This window comes from Pseudarthrobacter sp. SL88 (assembly GCF_026672455.1).
GTDB lineage: Bacteria > Actinomycetota > Actinomycetes > Actinomycetales > Micrococcaceae > Arthrobacter.
Window position 1 is genome coordinate 1,114,813 of record NZ_JAPPRD010000001.1, and the last position, 16,829, is coordinate 1,131,641.

The window sequence follows — 16,829 nt, forward strand, 5'->3', positions numbered from 1 at the left end:
ATCTTCCGGATCCCCGCGCCGCTGGTCATGCCTTGATGCTGGTCAGCTGCGCGGGGTTTCTGTCTTGAAAGGACACAACCATGGCAAAGCAGCTTGCGTTTAACGACGCTGCCCGCCGGTCCCTCGAAGCCGGCATCGACAAGCTCGCCAACACTGTCAAGGTGACGCTCGGCCCCCGCGGCCGCAACGTCGTCCTGGACAAGAAGTGGGGCGCACCCACCATCACGAACGACGGCGTCACCATCGCCCGCGAAGTCGAGCTGGACGACCCCTACGAGAACCTTGGCGCACAGCTCGCCAAGGAAGTTGCCACCAAGACCAACGATGTTGCCGGTGACGGCACCACCACCGCAACGGTCCTGGCCCAGGCACTGGTCAAGGAAGGCCTCCGCAACGTGGCCGCAGGCGCCGCTCCCGGCCAGATCAAGCGGGGCATCGAGGTTTCGGTTGAGGCCGTGGCTGCCCGCCTGCTCGAGAACGCCCGTCCGGTCGAAGGCACCCAGGTTGCCAACGTGGCCTCCATCTCCGCCCAGAGCGACGAGGTGGGCGAACTGCTCGCCGAGGCATTCGGCAAGGTGGGCAAGGATGGTGTGATCACCATCGAGGAATCCTCCACCACGCAGACCGAGCTGGTCCTCACCGAAGGCATGCAGTTCGACAAGGGCTACCTGTCCCCGTACTTCGTCACCGACGCAGAGCGCCAGGAAGCAGTCCTCGAGGACGCCCTCATCCTGATCAACCAGGGCAAGATCTCCGCCGTGCAGGAATTCCTGCCGCTGCTGGAGAAGGCGCTGCAGAGCTCCAAGCCCCTGTTCATCATCGCCGAGGACATCGACGGCGAGGCCCTGTCCACGCTGATCGTCAACCGCATCCGTGGCACCCTCAACGTGGTGGCAGTCAAGGCTCCCGGCTTTGGCGACCGCCGCAAGGCCATGCTGCAGGACATCGCCACCCTCACCGGTGCGCAGGTTGTTTCCCCTGAGCTGGGCCTGAGCCTGGACACCGTTGGCCTCGAGGTGCTCGGTACTGCCCGCCGCATCACCGTCACCAAGGACAACACCACCATCGTTGACGGCGCCGGTTCGGCCGAGGACGTCTCCGCCCGCGTTGCCCAGCTCCGCGCTGAGCTGACCCGCACCGACTCCGATTGGGACAAGGAAAAGCTCCAGGAACGCCTGGCCAAGCTGGCCGGCGGCATCGGCGTGATCAAGGTCGGCGCTGCCACCGAGGTTGAGCTGAAGGAAAAGAAGCACCGCATCGAAGATGCGGTTTCTTCCACCCGCGCCGCCTTGGAAGAAGGCATCGTGGCCGGCGGCGGTTCCGCGCTGATCCACGCCCTGAAGGCACTGGATGAGGACCCGGCCGTCAAGGCACTCGAAGGCGACGCTGCAGCTGCTGTCGGCATCGTCCGCCGCGCCCTGGTCCAGCCGCTGCGCTGGATCGCCCAGAACGCCGGTTTCGACGGCTACGTCATCACCGCCAAGGTGGCCGAACTCGACACCAACAACGGCTTCAACGCCAAGTCGGGCGAGTACGAGGACCTGATCGCTGCAGGCGTCATCGACCCCGTCAAGGTCACCCGCGCTGCCCTCCGTAACGCTGCCTCCATCGCAGCCCTGGTTCTCACCACCGAGACCCTTGTTGTGGAGAAGCCGGCCGACGAGGACGAGCACGCAGGCCACAGCCACTAAGGCTGTTGTCCCGCGGGTAAAGCCGCAAATACAGAGAACCGGTCCGGCCATCCGCCGGGCCGGTTTTTTGTGTGCCGTCAATGGCTGGGCCCATGCCGCCAGGGTTCCCTGGCCGGGCGAAGCGAGGTTAGTGGCGGCCTAAGTGGCATCCATCTCCCGGGTTTCAACGTCTCCGGCACGCTCATAGACCAGCGACACCGCACCTTTTGGAAAGGAACGGACCGGCTCGGCGAGGCGGAACGTGGAAGGGACGGTCCCGGCGTCGAACAACCGCTTTCCCTGCCCGAGTGCCACAGGATAGAGCCACAGGTGGAGGCGGTCCAGCACGTCGGCGGCCAACAGTGAACGGATGAGCTCGCCGCTGCCGAACATCTGCACTTCGTCATACTGCCGCCGGAGCTCTCCCGCCGCCGCCGGGTCCGGGAGCACCGTGGTGCCCTCCCACCCGGGATCGGTGAGGGACCCGGACACCACGAACTTCGGGACCCGGTTGAGCACGCCGGCGATCTCGTCTGACTGGTGCGGCCAATATGAGGCAAAGATGTCGTAGGTTTTCCGGCCCAGGAGCAGGGCATCCATGCGGTCGATGGCCGCGGCGATGTCCGCCCCTGCTTCATCATCGGAGACCGGCGCCTGCCAGCCGCCGAAGGCGAAGCCGTCCGTGGGGTCCTCCTCCCGGCCACCGGGCGCCTGGTACACGCCGTCAAGGGTGATGAACAGGTTCGCAACGATGATGCCCATCCGTCCATTCTGGAACCGGCCGTCCGTACCTGTCGAGGGTCCGGCGGCGTGGCAGACTGTTGCCATGCTGCTGGACGAGCTTGTGAGGACCACTGACGCCGTCGCGTCCACCCGCTCCAGGCTGGCGAAGGTGGACGCCCTGGCCCAGCTGCTGAAGCGGCTCGACCCCGCGGACATTCCTGCCGCCGTCGGCCTCCTCACCGCCAAACCCCGCCAAGGGCGGGTGGGCGTCGGGTGGCGCGGCATGTCAGCGGCCATGGGAGTGCCTGCCGCGGAACCCGGCCTCACCCTCGCCGCCCTCGACGCCGCGCTGGACCGGCTCCAGGCCCTCGCCGGGGCGGGCTCGGCAGCCGAACGCGCGGCCACCCTCCGCGAGCTCACCGCAGCGGCAACCGAACGGGAGCAGGCGTTCATCGGCGGCGTGCTCCTGGGCGAACTGCGAACGGGGGCGCTGGAAGGTGTCCTGACCGATGCAGTGGCCCGCGCAGCGGAGCGCTCCGTCGAGTCCGTCCGCAGGGCCGCGATGCTGTCCGGTGACCTCGGCTCGACGGCCCGGCTGGCGCTGACGGGCACAGCTGCGGAGCTGGACGAGGTTGGCCTGCAGGTGGGCCGGCCCGTGCAGCCCATGCTCGCAGGGACCGGCGCAAGCGTCACGGCCGCGTTGGAGACCACAGGCGAAGCGTCCGTGGAATACAAGCTCGACGGCGCCCGCATCCAGGTGCACCGGTCCGGCGACGACGTCCGCATTTTCACGCGCACCCTGGCCGAGGTGACGCACCGGCTCCCCGAGGTGGTGGAGGTGGTGCGCGGGTTTCCGGTGCACGATGTGATCCTCGACGGCGAGACCCTGGCCCTGGGAGAGGACGGCGCCCCGCGGCCGTTCCAGGAGACCATGTCCCGGTTCGGTGCCGACGCCGCACGCACCACGGTGCTGCATCCCTGGTTTTTTGACGTGCTGCACATTGATGGCCGGGACCTGCTTGATGAACCCCTGTCCGAGCGGATTAAGGTGCTCGAATCCATTGCCCCCGCCCACCGGATCCCGGGGGAGATTACCGCGGACCCGGAGGTTGCCGGGCGGATATCGCGTGACGCGCTCTCGGCGGGACATGAGGGCGTCATGCTGAAATCGGTGGGGTCCGTGTACTCGGCCGGGCGCCGTGGGTCCAACTGGATCAAGGTCAAGCCGGTGCTCACCTACGACCTTGTGGTGCTCGCATGCGAGTGGGGCTCGGGGCGGCGCGCCGGGATGCTGTCCAACCTGCACCTTGGTGCCCTCGACCCTGACGGCGAGTTCGGTGAGCCCGGCGGGTACGTGATGGTGGGCAAGACCTTCAAGGGCCTCACCGATGCCCTGTTGCAGTGGCAGACCGAACGGTTCCAGGAGATCGAGGTGCGGCGCACCGCCGGCACCGTCTGGGTGGAGCCGGTCACCGTCGTCGAGATTGCCATCGACGGCGTGCAGCAGTCCCCGCGTTACCCGGGCCGCATCGCCCTCCGCTTCGCACGGGTCAAGGGCTACCGCGAGGACAAGACCGCCGCTGAGGCCGACACCATCCAGGCCCTTCGAGCGCTGCTGCGCCCCTGATCCGGCAGCCGGCCTGCTGCTTGTCTGGCGCGGGTGCCCGGCGTACGGTGACGCTTAGGCACCGCTGCGGCCAGCGCACGATGGCGGCGGGCCGGCTCGGCGGGTATCCGGAAGGAGGCCAGGTGTCGGCTGAAACAGGACTGGATGACGGCCTGGACCGCGGCCGCGCGGCATTCCGCGAGCAGCGTTGGACCGATGCCTTCCAAACGCTGCGGGAAGCAGACCAATCGGGCGGACTTCCCGCGGCGGACCTCGAACGCCTTGCCACCGCCGAAATCCTGACCGGCAGCGCCGCTGCCGGGTTTGCGTCGCTGACCCGGGCCCATGAGGAATACCTGGTGGTAGGCGACCTTGCCGGGGCCGCCCGGTGTGCGGGCTGGATGGCAATCCACCTCATGCACTTTGGCGAGGGAGAACGTGCGGGCGGGTGGCTGGCCCGGGGGCAGCGGCTGGTGGCGGAGATCCCGCGGCCGGACGCCGTCGAGGGGTTCCTGATGATCCCGATGTCCCTGGCACGCCTGCACCAGGGTGACCCCGGGGGAGCCCTTGAGCTGCTCGCCCGGGCCGCCGGCATTGGCCAGGCCTTCCAGGACCGGGACCTCATGGCGCTCGCCCTGCTCGGTACCGGCCTGGCAGCGGTGGGACAGGGCCGGGTGGAGGAGGGCCTGCAGATCTTCGACGAGGTCATGGTTGCGGTCACCGCCGGTGAAGTTTCGGCCATACCGTCGGGGATTGCCTACTGCGCCGTCATTGCATCCTGCCAGCTGGCCTTCGACCTCGGCCGGGCACTGGAATGGACGGCAGCACTTGACCGCTGGTGTGCCGGGCAGCCGGACATGGCGGCATTCAGCGGCCAGTGCCAGGCCCACCGGGCAGAGCTCTTCCGCTGGCACGGAGCCTGGGAAGAGGCGCTGGCCGCGGCCACCACGGCGGATGCACGCACTGCGGGCAACGACCCCGAGGTGCTGTTCGGAGCCAACTACCAGCGGGGCGAGGTGCAGCGGCTTCGCGGCCAGCTGGACGCGGCAGGCCTTTCCTTCAGCAGTGCTGCCAACAGCGGGTTTGAGCCGCAGCCGGGCCTGGCCCTCCTGGTACTCCAGCGCGGAGACATACAGCAGGCACAGTCGATGATCCGCAGGGCAGCCGGAACCGCGGACGCCGCCATCCGACGGCACCTGTTGCCTGCACTGGTGGAGATCGAACTGGCAGTTCCGGATGTGGCGGCGGCACGGCAGGGAGCCGATGAACTGGGCCGCTTCGCCGCAGGGTCTGCCACGCCCATGGTGCGCGCCGTCGCGGCCCAGGCTGACGGCGCTGTCCGGCTGGCGGAGGCAGACCCACTGGGGGCCTGCGCAGCACTGCGGCGGGCATGGCGCCTCTGGTTCGACCTCGGCGTGCCCTATGAGGCCGCGCGGTGCAGGGTGCTCATCGGGCAGGCCTGCCTGGGGCTTGGCGACGAAACTTCGGCCGACATGGAGCTCGCTGCCGCCCACGAGGCGCTGGCCGGACTCGGTGCAGCGCCTGCTGCTGCGTGGGCGGCCTCGCTGATGCCGCGTGGCCGTGGCAAGGTGGCCGGGCCGCTCACCCCGCGCGAGGAGCAGGTCCTGCGGCTGGTGGCGTCCGGGCAGGGAAACCGTGCCATCGCCGTCGGGCTCTTCCTTAGTGAAAAGACGGTGGCACGCCACGTCAGCAACATCTTCCTCAAGCTGGGCCTCACGTCGCGGGCAGCCGCCACGCGTTATGCCTTCGAACACGGGCTCGCCGGCTGATCGCTGCTGGGTAGAAATACCCATTGGAGGGCACCGCGGATTTGCACACTTTTGCCGACGCACGCCGGGCGGGCCCGGGCATAGCCTCAGAGCATGAACGAGAACACCACCGGTACTGCAGGTACCAACAGCGCTCCGGAAGTGCTGGACACCCTGGTGATCGGCGGCGGGCAGGCAGGGCTGGCGATCGGCCACCATCTGTCCCGCCAGGGCCGGCAATTCCTGATTCTCGATGCCAACCCGAGGATCGGTGACGGCTGGAGGTTGCGCTGGGATTCCCTGCGCCTCTTCACCCCGGCAAAATACAACGGACTTCCCGGAGTTCCCTTCCCGGCGGATCCGCTGTCCTTTCCCGGCAAGGACGACATGGCCGACTACCTGGAACGCTACGCGGCCGGCCTGGAGCTTCCGGTGCTGACGGGAGTCAGGGTGGAACGCCTCTGGCGTGAAGGCGGCCGCTTTGTGGCCGCCGCGAATGGGCAGCGATGGGAGGCCCGCAACGTGGTCCTGGCCACGGGCGCGGAACGGCATCCCAAGGTTCCGCCGTTTGCCGCGGAACTGACGGACTCAATAGTGCAGTTCCACTCCAGCGCCTACAAGAACCCCTCACAACTCCGGGACGGCCCCGTCCTGGTGGTGGGACTGGGCAACTCCGGAGCCGAAATCGCCAAAGAGGTGGCCCGCACCCACGCAACACTTGTTGCCGCGAACGCGCCCAAGGAAATGCCGTTCAAGCACGGCCGGACAACAGCCCGCTTCATCCTGCCCCTGGTCCGGTTCGCAGGCCTGCACGTCCTGAGCCTGGGCACCCCGGTGGGACGGAAGATTGCGCCGGAGTTCACAGCCCACGGGGCGCCACTGATCAGGACCAAGCGCCGCGACCTCGCTGCCGCCGGTGTCCAGTTCGTCCCCAGGGTCAGCGGCGTGGAGGGCGGGCTGCCTGTCCTCGCAAACGGGACGCGCCCAGACGTCGCAAACGTCATCTGGTGCACGGGATACCATGAGGACCTGGACTGGGTTGACCCGGCCCTGGCGGGCGCCGGGGGAGGGCAGCGGCAGTACCGCGGGGAAGCTCTAAACACTCCCGGCCTCTACTTCCTCGGCCGGAATTTCCAGTACGCCGCGGCGTCCGCCACAGTGACCGGAAGCGTCCGCGATGCCCGGTATCTGGCCGGCAGGCTGCCGGAACGACACGCTGTAGATTCGGGAAGGAGCGCCGCCTTCCGCTAAACTCGACGGTTGATTACGCGCTCCGAAGGGTTTGATTGTGCCAACACTGTGGACCAAGGGAGCGACGGCGCCTGCCGCTGACCGCCGGCAGGCATCCCGAAAGTCGTCATATCGCCCCGAAATCCAGGGCCTTCGATCCCTCGCTGTCCTCATGGTGGTGACCTACCACGTGTGGTTCGGAAGGGTGTCAGGGGGCGTGGACGTCTTCCTCCTGATCTCCGCGTTCCTGATGACCTTCCAGTTCGTCGGGCGCCACGAGCGCAGGGAGCCTTTCGCCCTGCGCAAGCACTGGCTGCACCTGTTCCGGAGGCTCCTTCCCGCCGCCGTCACCGTCATTGTTGCCACCCTGGCCGTCTCCTACCTGGTCCTGCCGCGGACCCGGTGGCTGGACCTCATCGACCAGGGCTGGGCTTCGCTGTTCTACTCGGAGAACCGGCTTCTGCAGGCGCAGGCCGTGGACTACTACGCGAACGACCACAGCCTTGCCAGCCCCCTGCAGCACTTCTGGTCGCTGTCCATCCAAGGCCAGGTGTTCATCCTGTGGCCGCTGATCTTCCTCGCCGCCGCCTGGGCGGCCCGCCGGTTCAGACTTTCCTACCGGCCGCTGCTGGCCTACGTGTTCTTCCTCGTATTCCTCGTCTCGCTGGCGTATTCGATCTACTTCACGGCCACCAACCAGGTCCAGGCATACTTCGACACGGGCGCCCGGCTCTGGGAATTCGCATTGGGCACGCTGGTGGCCCTCGTCCTTCCCGGGCTGCGGCTGTCCCGTGCTGTGCGCATCGCCATGGGCTGGGTGGGTGTCATCGCCATGCTCGCCTGCGGCATCCTGCTCAACGTCCAGGCAGCTTTTCCCGGCGTGGCAGCACTGTGGCCAACCGTCGCGGCCGCATTCGTCATTGTGGCCGGCCAGACGCAAAGCCCGGCCGGCGTGGACCGGATCCTCAGCTCCAAACCCCTGGTCAAGCTGGGAGACATCTCCTACGGGCTGTACCTCTGGCACTGGCCGGTGCTGGTGCTCGCGCTGGCATGGACCGGAAAGGAACATGCGGGCTGGCTGTCCGGCACGGTCATCATCGTCGCGGCGCTCGCCCTCGCGTACCTGACCACACGCTTTATTGAAAAGCCCTGGCGGGAATGGAAGTGGCCCGATGCCAGGAAACGCCGTGCCGTGCTGGCCATCATGCTGGCCGTTTCCGTGGCGGCGGCGCCCCTGGCGCTGTGGCGCAACCAGCTGGACACAGAGCGCCGGGTGGCCCAGGAGCAGAAAGTGGCGAACAATCCGGGCTCGCGGGCGCTGGATCCGGCGTTCACCGGCACCGTGCCGGCCGGCGACGTCACCCTGCTGCCGACTGCCACCGACCTGCCCCAGAACTGGGTTTCACTCGACGGGCCCTGCACGGGCGACATCACTCCGCAGGACCAGGCGGTGAAGGACACCTGCTTTGAACAGAAGCCATCCGGTAATCCGTCGCGTCGCGTCCTGGTGCTGGGGGACAGCCATGCGCAGCAGTGGTCCGGAGCCGTCAAACCCATCGCCGCGCAAAACAACTGGCTCCTGTACTCCATGCTGAAGGGCGCCTGCAAAGTCGCGCCGGCCGGGAAGGCGGCCAGCGACGATTGCGAAACCTACAACGCTTCCGTCCAGAAAGAGATCGAGCGGCAGCAGCCGGATGCCATCATCCTGCTGGGCACCGCAGCGGCGCCTTCCAGTTCCGCAGAGGAACTGACGCCGGGCTTCGCTGACCTTGTGGGGCCGTGGATGGACAAGGGCATCGACGTGGTGGCACTCAGGGACAATCCCCGGTTTACATTCAACATGGCCGAATGTGTGGTGACGGACGGCCCGGACGCCCAGTCATGCCGCCCGGCCGTGCGGGACGCCCTGGCGCCGGAGAATCCCCTGGCCGCCCTCAAGGACAGCCTGCCGGACCTGGCAATCCTGGACCTCACAGACCGTATCTGCACGGCAACAGAATGTCCGGGAGTGGTCGGGAACATCTTCGTGTACCTGGACGACAACCACCTCACCGCCGAATACACCGAAAGCATGGCTGACGAGTTTGGCAGGCGCTTCTTCGAAGCAACGGGGTGGAAATGACAGGCAGCGATAAGGTGCAGCCGGCGGCAGGTGCCAAGACCCGGACGGCCTCCTTCAGGCCAGAGGTCCAGGGACTGCGGGCCCTCGCCGTCCTGATGGTCGTGGCCTACCACGTCTGGCTGGGGAGGGTCTCCGGCGGCGTGGACATCTTCCTGCTGATTTCGGCCTTCCTCCTCACGCTGTCCTTCGTCCGGAAAGCCGAAACGGGCCGCCCCTTCGGGTTGCTGGGGCACTGGCTGCACCTCTTTAAGCGCCTGCTGCCCGCCGCCGTCGTGGTGATCCTCGGCGTGCTGGCCGGCACCTGGCTGATCCTGCCGCAGGGCCGCTGGCCGCAGATCCTGGACCAGGCGTGGGCCTCCCTGCTGTACCGGCAGAACTGGCTGCTTGCCGACACCGCCGTGGACTACTACGCCCAGGACCACGCCGGAGCCAGCCCGCTGCAACACTTCTGGTCGCTGTCCATCCAAGGCCAGGTATTCATCCTCTGGCCGCTCATCTTCGCGGCCGCCGCCGGCATCCTCGCTGTGCTGCGCCGCCTCCCGGCCTGCGCAGGACTGACCTACCGGGGCCTCCTGGGTATCGGCTTCGGCGCCGTGTTCGCAGTGTCGCTGGCCTACTCCATTGAACAAACGGCAGGCAACCAGGCCTACGCCTACTTCGACACCCGGGCCAGGCTTTGGGAGTTCGCACTGGGCTCCCTGCTGGCGCTCGCACTGCCGTACCTCAAACCCGGCAAGGCGCTGCGCGTTGTTCTGGGCTGGGCCGGCCTGGTCGGAATGGTGTCGTGCGGCCTCCTCCTGACGGTGGACAGGTCCTTCCCCGGTTTCGTGGCGCTGTGGCCCACCCTGTCCGCCGCCGCGATCATCGTGGCAGGACAGACCGGGAACCGGTACGGCGTGGACCGTGTGCTCAGCAGCAAGCCGGCCGTGGCGCTGGGCGACAACTCCTACGCCCTGTACCTGTGGCACTGGCCGGTACTGGTCCTCGCGCTCGCGGCCACCGGCGTCGAAGCCCCGAACCTCATGCAGGGGCTGGGCATCGTCGGTGCGTCCGTCCTGCTGGCCGTCCTCACCACCCGGTTCGTGGAGAAACCGCTGCGGGACTGGCACTGGCCCAAGCTGCGGGCCTGGCGCACCGCCGTCGTGATTGCCGCCTGCGGTGCCATCCTCGCGGGACCCGTTTCCCTCTGGCAGACCTTCCTCACCGCGGAGGAAACCGCGACGGCGGCCCAGCCGAGGGAGCTGACGCCCGGCGCCGCGGTGCTCACCCCGGGGATTGAAGCGGACCCAGCGCCCGCCGCGAGGATCATCCCCGGGCCCTCAGCCCTGGACAATGACTGGGCGGGTATCCAGACCCCCTGCAGCGGGTCCAACGCCACGGACGATCCCATCCTGGAAGGGTGCCGCCAGGAAATCCCCGAAGGCGGCGGCACCAAGCGCATCGTCGTCCTGGGCGATTCCCACTCGCAGCAGTACCTCGGCGCGCTGGCCCCTATCGCGGCGGCCAAAGGCTGGGAACTGGTCACGCTGCTGATGCCTGCCTGCAGGTTCGGTGCCGAGTCGGACACCAGGACCGCCGAATGCAACGCCTACAACAGGGCAAGCGCTGGCTACGTGCTGGAACACCGGCCCGACGCCGTCTTCACCGTGGCATCCCTGACGCACGAGGAAGCCCCGTTCGAAACGGAGGTCCCCGGCTACCTGGACGGCATCCGCCCGTTTGCTGACGCGGGGATCGAAATCCTGGGCATCCGCGACAACCCCAGGTTCACGTTCAACATGCCCGAGTGCGTCCAGCGCAACGGTGCGGACGCTCCGGAATGCAACCCGCCCGTCGCCGAGTCCCTGGTGGAGCCTTCGCCGCTGGAAAATTACCGCGGCAAGGTGGATGGCCTGCACCTGATGGACATGAGCGACTTCATCTGCGCCCGCGGCGTCTGCCCCGCGGTGGTGGGCAATGTCTATGTGTACAAGGACGACAACCACCTGAGCAGGACCTACGCCGAATCCATGATTCCCATGTTCGAGCAACGGCTGCTGGCCGCCACCGGCTGGACCTGAGCCAGGTCCTTGCGGGCCGCACGCCGAGGCGTGGGGCCGGGGGAGTGCGGTTGCTCACATCGTCCGGCTGGAATAGGGGGATTGGCGCGAAGGTTCTAATATTTACTCAACACTTTCTGCTCCGGATGGCCGGCCGACGCTAGCGGCGTTTCCGGAGTGTGTCCTGCACAGGCCAGTTCCGTAATGACGGGCTGGTCATCGGCTGCAACCCCTACCCGCCCCAGCAACCAAGGTAAGAGGCGCACTCATGACCGAGCCCGAACACAACCCCTTTGGCCTTATCGGCCTGACCTACGACGACGTCCTGCTCCTGCCGGGGCACACGGACGTCATCCCGTCGGACGCCGACACTTCCTCCCGGATCTCCAAGCGGATCACCGTGCAGACCCCGCTGCTGTCAGCTGCAATGGACACCGTTACGGAGTCCCGCATGGCCATCGCCATGGCCCGCCAGGGCGGCCTGGGCGTGGTGCACCGCAACCTGTCCATCGCCGACCAGGCCGACCAGGTTGACCGCGTCAAGCGCAGCGAGTCGGGCATGATCACCAATCCGCTGACCATCCGCCCGGAAGCCACCCTCCGCGAGCTTGATGACCTCTGCGCGCAGTACCGCGTCTCGGGCCTGCCGGTGGTGGATGAGGCGAACCGCCTGCTGGGCATCGTCACCAACCGCGACACCCGCTTCGTGCCGGAGTCCGACTTTCCGCTGCGGCTGGTCAGCGACGTCATGACCAAAATGCCCCTGATCACCGGGCATGTGGGGATCAGCCGCGATGAAGCTTCGCACAAGCTGGCCACCAACAAGATCGAGAAGCTGCCCCTGGTTGACGAGCAGGGCCGGCTCAAGGGCCTGATCACCACCAAGGACTTCACCAAGGCCGAGCAGTACCCCCTGGCCACCAAGGATGACGAAGGCCGCCTCCGCGTCGGCGCAGCCATCGGCTTCTTCGGGGACGGCTGGGAGCGTGCCATGACGCTGATCGACGCCGGCGTTGACGCCCTGTTCGTGGACACCGCCAACGGCCACTCGCAGGGTGTCCTGGACATGATCAGGCGGCTCAAGTCGGACCCCGTGGCTGCCCACGTGGACGTCATCGGCGGCCAGGCAGCCACCCGCGAAGGCGCGCAGGCGCTGATCGACGCGGGCGCTGACGGCATCAAGGTTGGCGTCGGTCCCGGCTCCATCTGCACCACCCGCGTGGTGGCCGGCGTCGGCGTTCCTCAGATCACCGCCATCTACGAATCCGCCAAGGCCGCCATTCCTGCCGGCGTCCCGCTGATTGCCGACGGCGGCCTGCAGTACTCCGGCGACATCGGAAAGGCCCTGGTGGCCGGTGCTGACACGGTCATGCTCGGATCGCTCCTGGCAGGCTGTGACGAATCACCGGGTGACCTGATTTTCGTCAACGGCAAGCAGTACAAGTCCTACCGCGGCATGGGCTCCCTGGGCGCCATGCAGTCCCGGGGCAAGAACACGTCCTACTCCAAGGACCGTTACTTCCAGGCCGACGTTTCCGGCGATGACAAGCTGATCCCCGAGGGCATCGAGGGACGCGTGGCCTACCGCGGCCCGCTGTCCTCCGTGGCGTACCAGCTCGTTGGCGGCCTGCGCCAGACCATGTTCTACACCGGCGCGCCGACCATTCCCGAGCTCAAGGCCCGCGGCAAGTTTGTCCGGATCACCCCGGCGGGGCTCAAGGAATCGCACCCGCATGACATCCAGATGACGGTGGAGGCGCCGAACTACGGTTCACGCTGACGCTGGCACTGACGATGGGATGGGCAGCCTGCCCATCCCATCTTTTCTTGCTGCGAAAATCCGTCCCGCCGGCGGTAATAGGCTGATGGCATGTCCCAACCGCGCCATCCGGCCGAACTAAGTCCCAAACGCGAGCCCGCACGCAGGCTGGCCCTGCGGCCCTATGCCCGCGCTGTGGCCCAGGTCCTGCGGGTGAGCTTCCGGGCGTCCCCGGGGGCCGTGGTCATGAAGGTGCTCGGCTCACTCATCTCCGCCGTCCTGCCGCTCGTCACCACCTATTTCGCGGCCCTCACCACCACTGCCCTGGCGGCGGCGTATGCCGGCGACTCCGGGGCGGGACAACGGGCTATCGTCTACGTCGTCATCACCGCAGTGCTCGGCCTTTTCTGGGGAGCCTTCACCAGCGTGGACCGCTACATCCAGCAGCTCATGAGCTTCAAGGTGGGCGCCATCGTGGGGGACCAGATGTACGAACGGTTCCTGGCACTGGAATTTTGGCGCTACGACGACAAGGAGACGGTCGATCTTTACGACCGGGCCAAGCGCTTCTCGGATTCCTATGCCCGGGTCCTGGACCGCATTGCGGCGATCTTTACGCAACTGGTCTCCGTCATCCTGGCGGTGGGGGCACTGCTGCTGGTCAGCTGGTGGATAGCGGTGATCGTCTTGGTGGCGATCATCCCCAGCGTCTACCTGCAGTTCAAGCTGTCCCGTGAACAGATTGCGCACTGGAACACCCAGGTGGATTCCCGGCGGCAGCGGCGGATGATCGAAACCAACCTGCTCCGCCCCCAGCACATCGCCGAGATGCGGCTCTACGGCGTGGTCGGTTTCCTGATGGGCCTTAGGTCCCGCCTGCGGGACGCGGACGAACGGCGCCGGCTCGATTACCAGCGGCGCTACATTCCCCGCCAGCTGGCCGCCGACGCCCTCCAGTACGGTGCTGAGGTGGTTTCGCTGATCTGGGTGGTGGGCCAGATCATTGCGCATGCCCAGCCTGTGGGCCAGTTCCTCTACGTCCAGCAGATCGTCAGCCGGGCCCTGTCCACGGCGAACAACCTCGTCTCCTCGCTTAGCTCCATCGACGAGGACCTTGCCAACCTGAAGGATTACGAACTGTTCATGGACCTGCCCGTCCACTCCGGGCACGCCCCGCCGCTGCCGGCCGCTCCGCGCCAAGTGGAACTCCGGGACATCCGCTTCACCTACACGGGCAGCGACGTGGAGGTGATCCGCGGCATCAGCATGACCATCCGGGAGGGCCAGCACATCGCCATCGTGGGGGAGAACGGTGCCGGCAAATCGACGCTGATCCGCATCCTCGCGGGCCTCTACCGTCCGGATTCCGGGCAGGTGATGCTCGACGGCGTCGACCTCGCCGCGGTGGACGTCACCTCCTGGCACCGGCACCTGGCGGTGCTCAGCCAGGAGTTCCTCAAGTACGAGTTCGCCACCGCGGCAGAGAACATCTACTTCGGGGATGTGCAAAGCCCCCGGGACGAGGCCAGGATCCGCCGCTCGGCGGCAGACGCGGAGGCGCTGGACTTCATCAACAAGCTCCCCAACGGCCTGGAGAACCACGTCAGCAACTGGATGGAGGACCCCCGCGGCCGCAAGGGGAGCGGCCTGTCCGGAGGCCAATGGCAGCGGCTGGCCATGGCCCGCAACTTCTACCGGGACGCAGCGTTCATGGTGATGGACGAACCCACATCAGCCATCGATGCCCTTGCCGAGCACCGGATCTTCACCAGGCTTTTCGCGGACCGCAGCAGCACCATCATCGCCATCAGCCACCGGCTCGCCACCATCGAGAAGGCGGACGTGGTCTACATGCTGGAGGACGGACAAGTGGTGGAGCAGGGAACACACAAAGAACTGGTGGCCCTCCGCGGCCGCTACTTCCGGATGTTCGAATCCCAGCTCACCGTGGATGAAGCCGGCCAGCCCTGAATCAACGCCGGACTGGATCCTGCCCTTCCACCACGGTGGTGCGCACCCGGGCAAGGCTGGGGCGGGGCGGCACGCTGCTGAACCCGAAGGTCACCGGCGGCAGGACCTGAGCGAGCGCCCCGGCATCGGCACCATCCCAGCTGACGACGGCGGACCTGACACGGTGGAGGTCGCTCACCCCGTAGTACTCGAGCCTGCCGCTGCCGGCGGTCCCGAACGTCCGGGCACCCGGAGCTAGCAGTGACGCGAGGGGGCTGACAGCGCCCAGCCAGCGTGGATGCACGGCCAGCCGGTGCGGAAGCACCCTCAGCGCCGAACCCAGTAACGTCCTGCGCCCGGTCGCCGCCCGGATTGCCAGCGGGCCGGCATCGACCCGCAGGGCCCGGTCCGCCAGGACTGCGCGGACGTCGACCACCTGCACATCGTCAAACCGGTAGGTGGCGGAGATGAACTCCGCAATGGTTTCCGTGGGTGCCAACAGCAGCCTGTGCCCTGAGGGCTGCTGGACCATGACGTCCGCAAAAGGGCCAAAGGGGGAACTCTGCCACATGCCCACCACAGCACGCAGGCCGGATGAGGTGCCGATCCCGGCAATGTGCCCGTCGAAGATCCAGCGATTGTGCATCGGGCTGCCCCAGCTACCGGCTCACAGCGGGCCGTAGCCGGCGTTGCCGTGGGGGTCCCGCCAAACCGCCAGATCTGCTTCCACAGCCCTCCGGAGCCCGGGGTCGGCCTGAACCCGCAGCCTGAATGACTGCCGGGCACGGCCCATGACCGTGGACGGGACCACGATGCATGCGACCAGGAGGGCCAGGAGCAGCACGAAGGCGCCCACCAGGGTGATGGCCGAGCCGTCACCCTTGGCAGCGGCGGAGGGCAGGTACAGCGCCAGGATCCCCGCCAAGGCAACTGCCAGGACTGACACCATGGCGATGCCGCCGCGGGCTGATCCGGGGCCACGGCTGATGAGGAGCCTGCCGGTATCCGGAAGTGACGCGCGCACCCGTTTCCAGGACCACACGCCCAGCAGCGTCAGTGCCGCCCCCAACGGGACCAACACCAGTACCGGGGCCGGATGTCCGTACATGGCTGAAAAGAATGCACCAGCAAGGGCCAGGACGGGCCCACCCGCGATCGCGCTGCTCCAGCCGGCAGCGATGGTGCCCTGGGCATCGGCCAACTGCCGCAGCCGGGACGGCGCGTTGGGCGGGCTGATGCGGGCCAGCTCGGGCGAGAGCCAGTGGTCGAGCGAATGCGCGGGCGCGCCGGCAGGGAAGGGAATGTGGTGTGTCATGCCGGGAGCAGGCCCAGTCCCCGGCGGAGCTGGTCCTCAAGGTCCTCCGATGGCAGCGGCGCGGGGGAGGGTTTGGCGTCGTCACCGGTGACGATCTCCAGGGAACCGTCGGGCTCAGTCTTGACGTGGACTGAGTGGAAGGTGCCGTCCGCGAGGTGCCGGCGGACCGTGCCGGCCGCCGGGCGTCCGTCCGGTGCGGTCCCAAGGTAGAACGTGACCATCTCGACGGCGGTGGTGAACATGCCGTCGGCATCGGTCAGCGGGCGCAGTTCGTGCACACCGAACTTGCTGAGGCTGAGGACCAGGGCGCCGTTTTCCGAACCGAACAGGAAGTACACATGCTCAGCCTTGGGCGTTACCAGGGCGACCTCCAGCCAGGCGTCGGAGTCCGCGAGGACCCCTGCCACGCTTGCGGCCGGGCCTGCCGGCACGAGGCTTTCCCCTTCAACGGTCATCAGTCCACGTTCCAGGAGGGTAGCCACCCCCGCCTGTTCGAGCGGCGCCCCGGCAGCGTGGTCAAGCCTGAAGAGACTCTGGCACTTCAGTGCGCCCGGCGTTCCGGCCAGGGCAACCAGTGCGATGAGTTCGTGTTCGGTAATGGGCAGGGGTGCGTCTTCTTGGATAGTCACAACAGCCTTAGGGTCGA

General features: G+C 67.4%; 12 protein-coding genes. 8 read left to right on the forward strand and 4 right to left on the reverse strand.

What is annotated here, in order from left to right; translation table 11 throughout:
* Positions 1 to 80 precede the first annotated feature (80 nt).
* On the forward strand, positions 81 to 1,691 hold the full coding sequence (gene groL / locus OVA06_RS05175; RefSeq protein ID WP_056075200.1) for a chaperonin GroEL: 1,611 nt from the start codon (positions 81 to 83) through the stop codon (positions 1,689 to 1,691).
* Between the two features lie 138 nt (positions 1,692 to 1,829).
* Here the strand turns inward: groL and OVA06_RS05180 are convergent, their stop codons facing one another.
* Positions 1,830 to 2,432 (reverse strand): dihydrofolate reductase family protein, encoded by a 603-nt coding sequence (locus OVA06_RS05180; RefSeq protein ID WP_268156786.1) that lies wholly within the window; start codon positions 2,430 to 2,432, stop codon positions 1,830 to 1,832.
* Between the two features lie 64 nt (positions 2,433 to 2,496).
* On the opposite strand from OVA06_RS05180, the gene OVA06_RS05185 reads away from it, so the two are divergent.
* From OVA06_RS05185 to OVA06_RS05215, 7 genes are all read left to right on the forward strand, one after another.
* On the forward strand, positions 2,497 to 4,020 hold the full coding sequence (locus OVA06_RS05185) for an ATP-dependent DNA ligase (RefSeq protein WP_268160642.1): 1,524 nt from the start codon (positions 2,497 to 2,499) through the stop codon (positions 4,018 to 4,020).
* Positions 4,021 to 4,142: 122 nt separating this feature from the next.
* Positions 4,143 to 5,789 (forward strand): response regulator transcription factor, encoded by a 1,647-nt coding sequence (locus OVA06_RS05190; protein WP_268156788.1) that lies wholly within the window; start codon positions 4,143 to 4,145, stop codon positions 5,787 to 5,789.
* Between the two features lie 93 nt (positions 5,790 to 5,882).
* Positions 5,883 to 7,019: a flavin-containing monooxygenase gene (locus tag OVA06_RS05195; RefSeq protein ID WP_261618732.1), complete on the forward strand. Its 1,137-nt coding sequence runs from the start codon at positions 5,883 to 5,885 to the stop codon at positions 7,017 to 7,019.
* 37 nt (positions 7,020 to 7,056) lie between these two features.
* Complete coding sequence (locus OVA06_RS05200) at positions 7,057 to 9,120, forward strand: acyltransferase family protein (protein ID WP_268156790.1); 2,064 nt, start codon at positions 7,057 to 7,059, stop codon at positions 9,118 to 9,120.
* Positions 9,117 to 11,180: an acyltransferase family protein gene (locus OVA06_RS05205; RefSeq protein WP_268156792.1), complete on the forward strand. Its 2,064-nt coding sequence runs from the start codon at positions 9,117 to 9,119 to the stop codon at positions 11,178 to 11,180. Before OVA06_RS05200 ends, OVA06_RS05205 begins: the two co-directional genes overlap by 4 nt.
* A 247-nt stretch (positions 11,181 to 11,427) precedes the next feature.
* The gene (gene guaB, locus OVA06_RS05210) at positions 11,428 to 12,939 is read left to right on the forward strand and encodes an IMP dehydrogenase (RefSeq protein WP_056075184.1); all 1,512 of its coding nucleotides are present in this window, start codon (positions 11,428 to 11,430) and stop codon (positions 12,937 to 12,939) included.
* 90 nt (positions 12,940 to 13,029) lie between these two features.
* Positions 13,030 to 14,889 (forward strand): ABC transporter ATP-binding protein, encoded by a 1,860-nt coding sequence (locus tag OVA06_RS05215; protein ID WP_268156794.1) that lies wholly within the window; start codon positions 13,030 to 13,032, stop codon positions 14,887 to 14,889.
* 1 nt (position 14,890) lies between these two features.
* On the opposite strand, the gene OVA06_RS05220 is transcribed toward OVA06_RS05215, so the two are convergent.
* From OVA06_RS05220 to OVA06_RS05230, 3 genes are read right to left on the reverse strand one after another with little or no spacing between them, the layout of a single operon-like run.
* Positions 14,891 to 15,514: a hypothetical protein gene (locus OVA06_RS05220; protein WP_268156796.1), complete on the reverse strand. Its 624-nt coding sequence runs from the start codon at positions 15,512 to 15,514 to the stop codon at positions 14,891 to 14,893.
* A 21-nt stretch (positions 15,515 to 15,535) separates the two neighbouring features.
* Positions 15,536 to 16,183, reverse strand: a complete 648-nt coding sequence (locus tag OVA06_RS05225; protein WP_268156798.1) for a hypothetical protein — start codon at positions 16,181 to 16,183, stop codon at positions 15,536 to 15,538.
* A complete protein-coding gene (locus OVA06_RS05230) occupies positions 16,180 to 16,812 on the reverse strand; it encodes a hypothetical protein (protein WP_268156800.1) in 633 nt (210 codons plus the stop codon). Before OVA06_RS05230 ends, OVA06_RS05225 begins: the two co-directional genes overlap by 4 nt.
* Between the last annotated feature and the right edge of the window lie 17 nt (positions 16,813 to 16,829).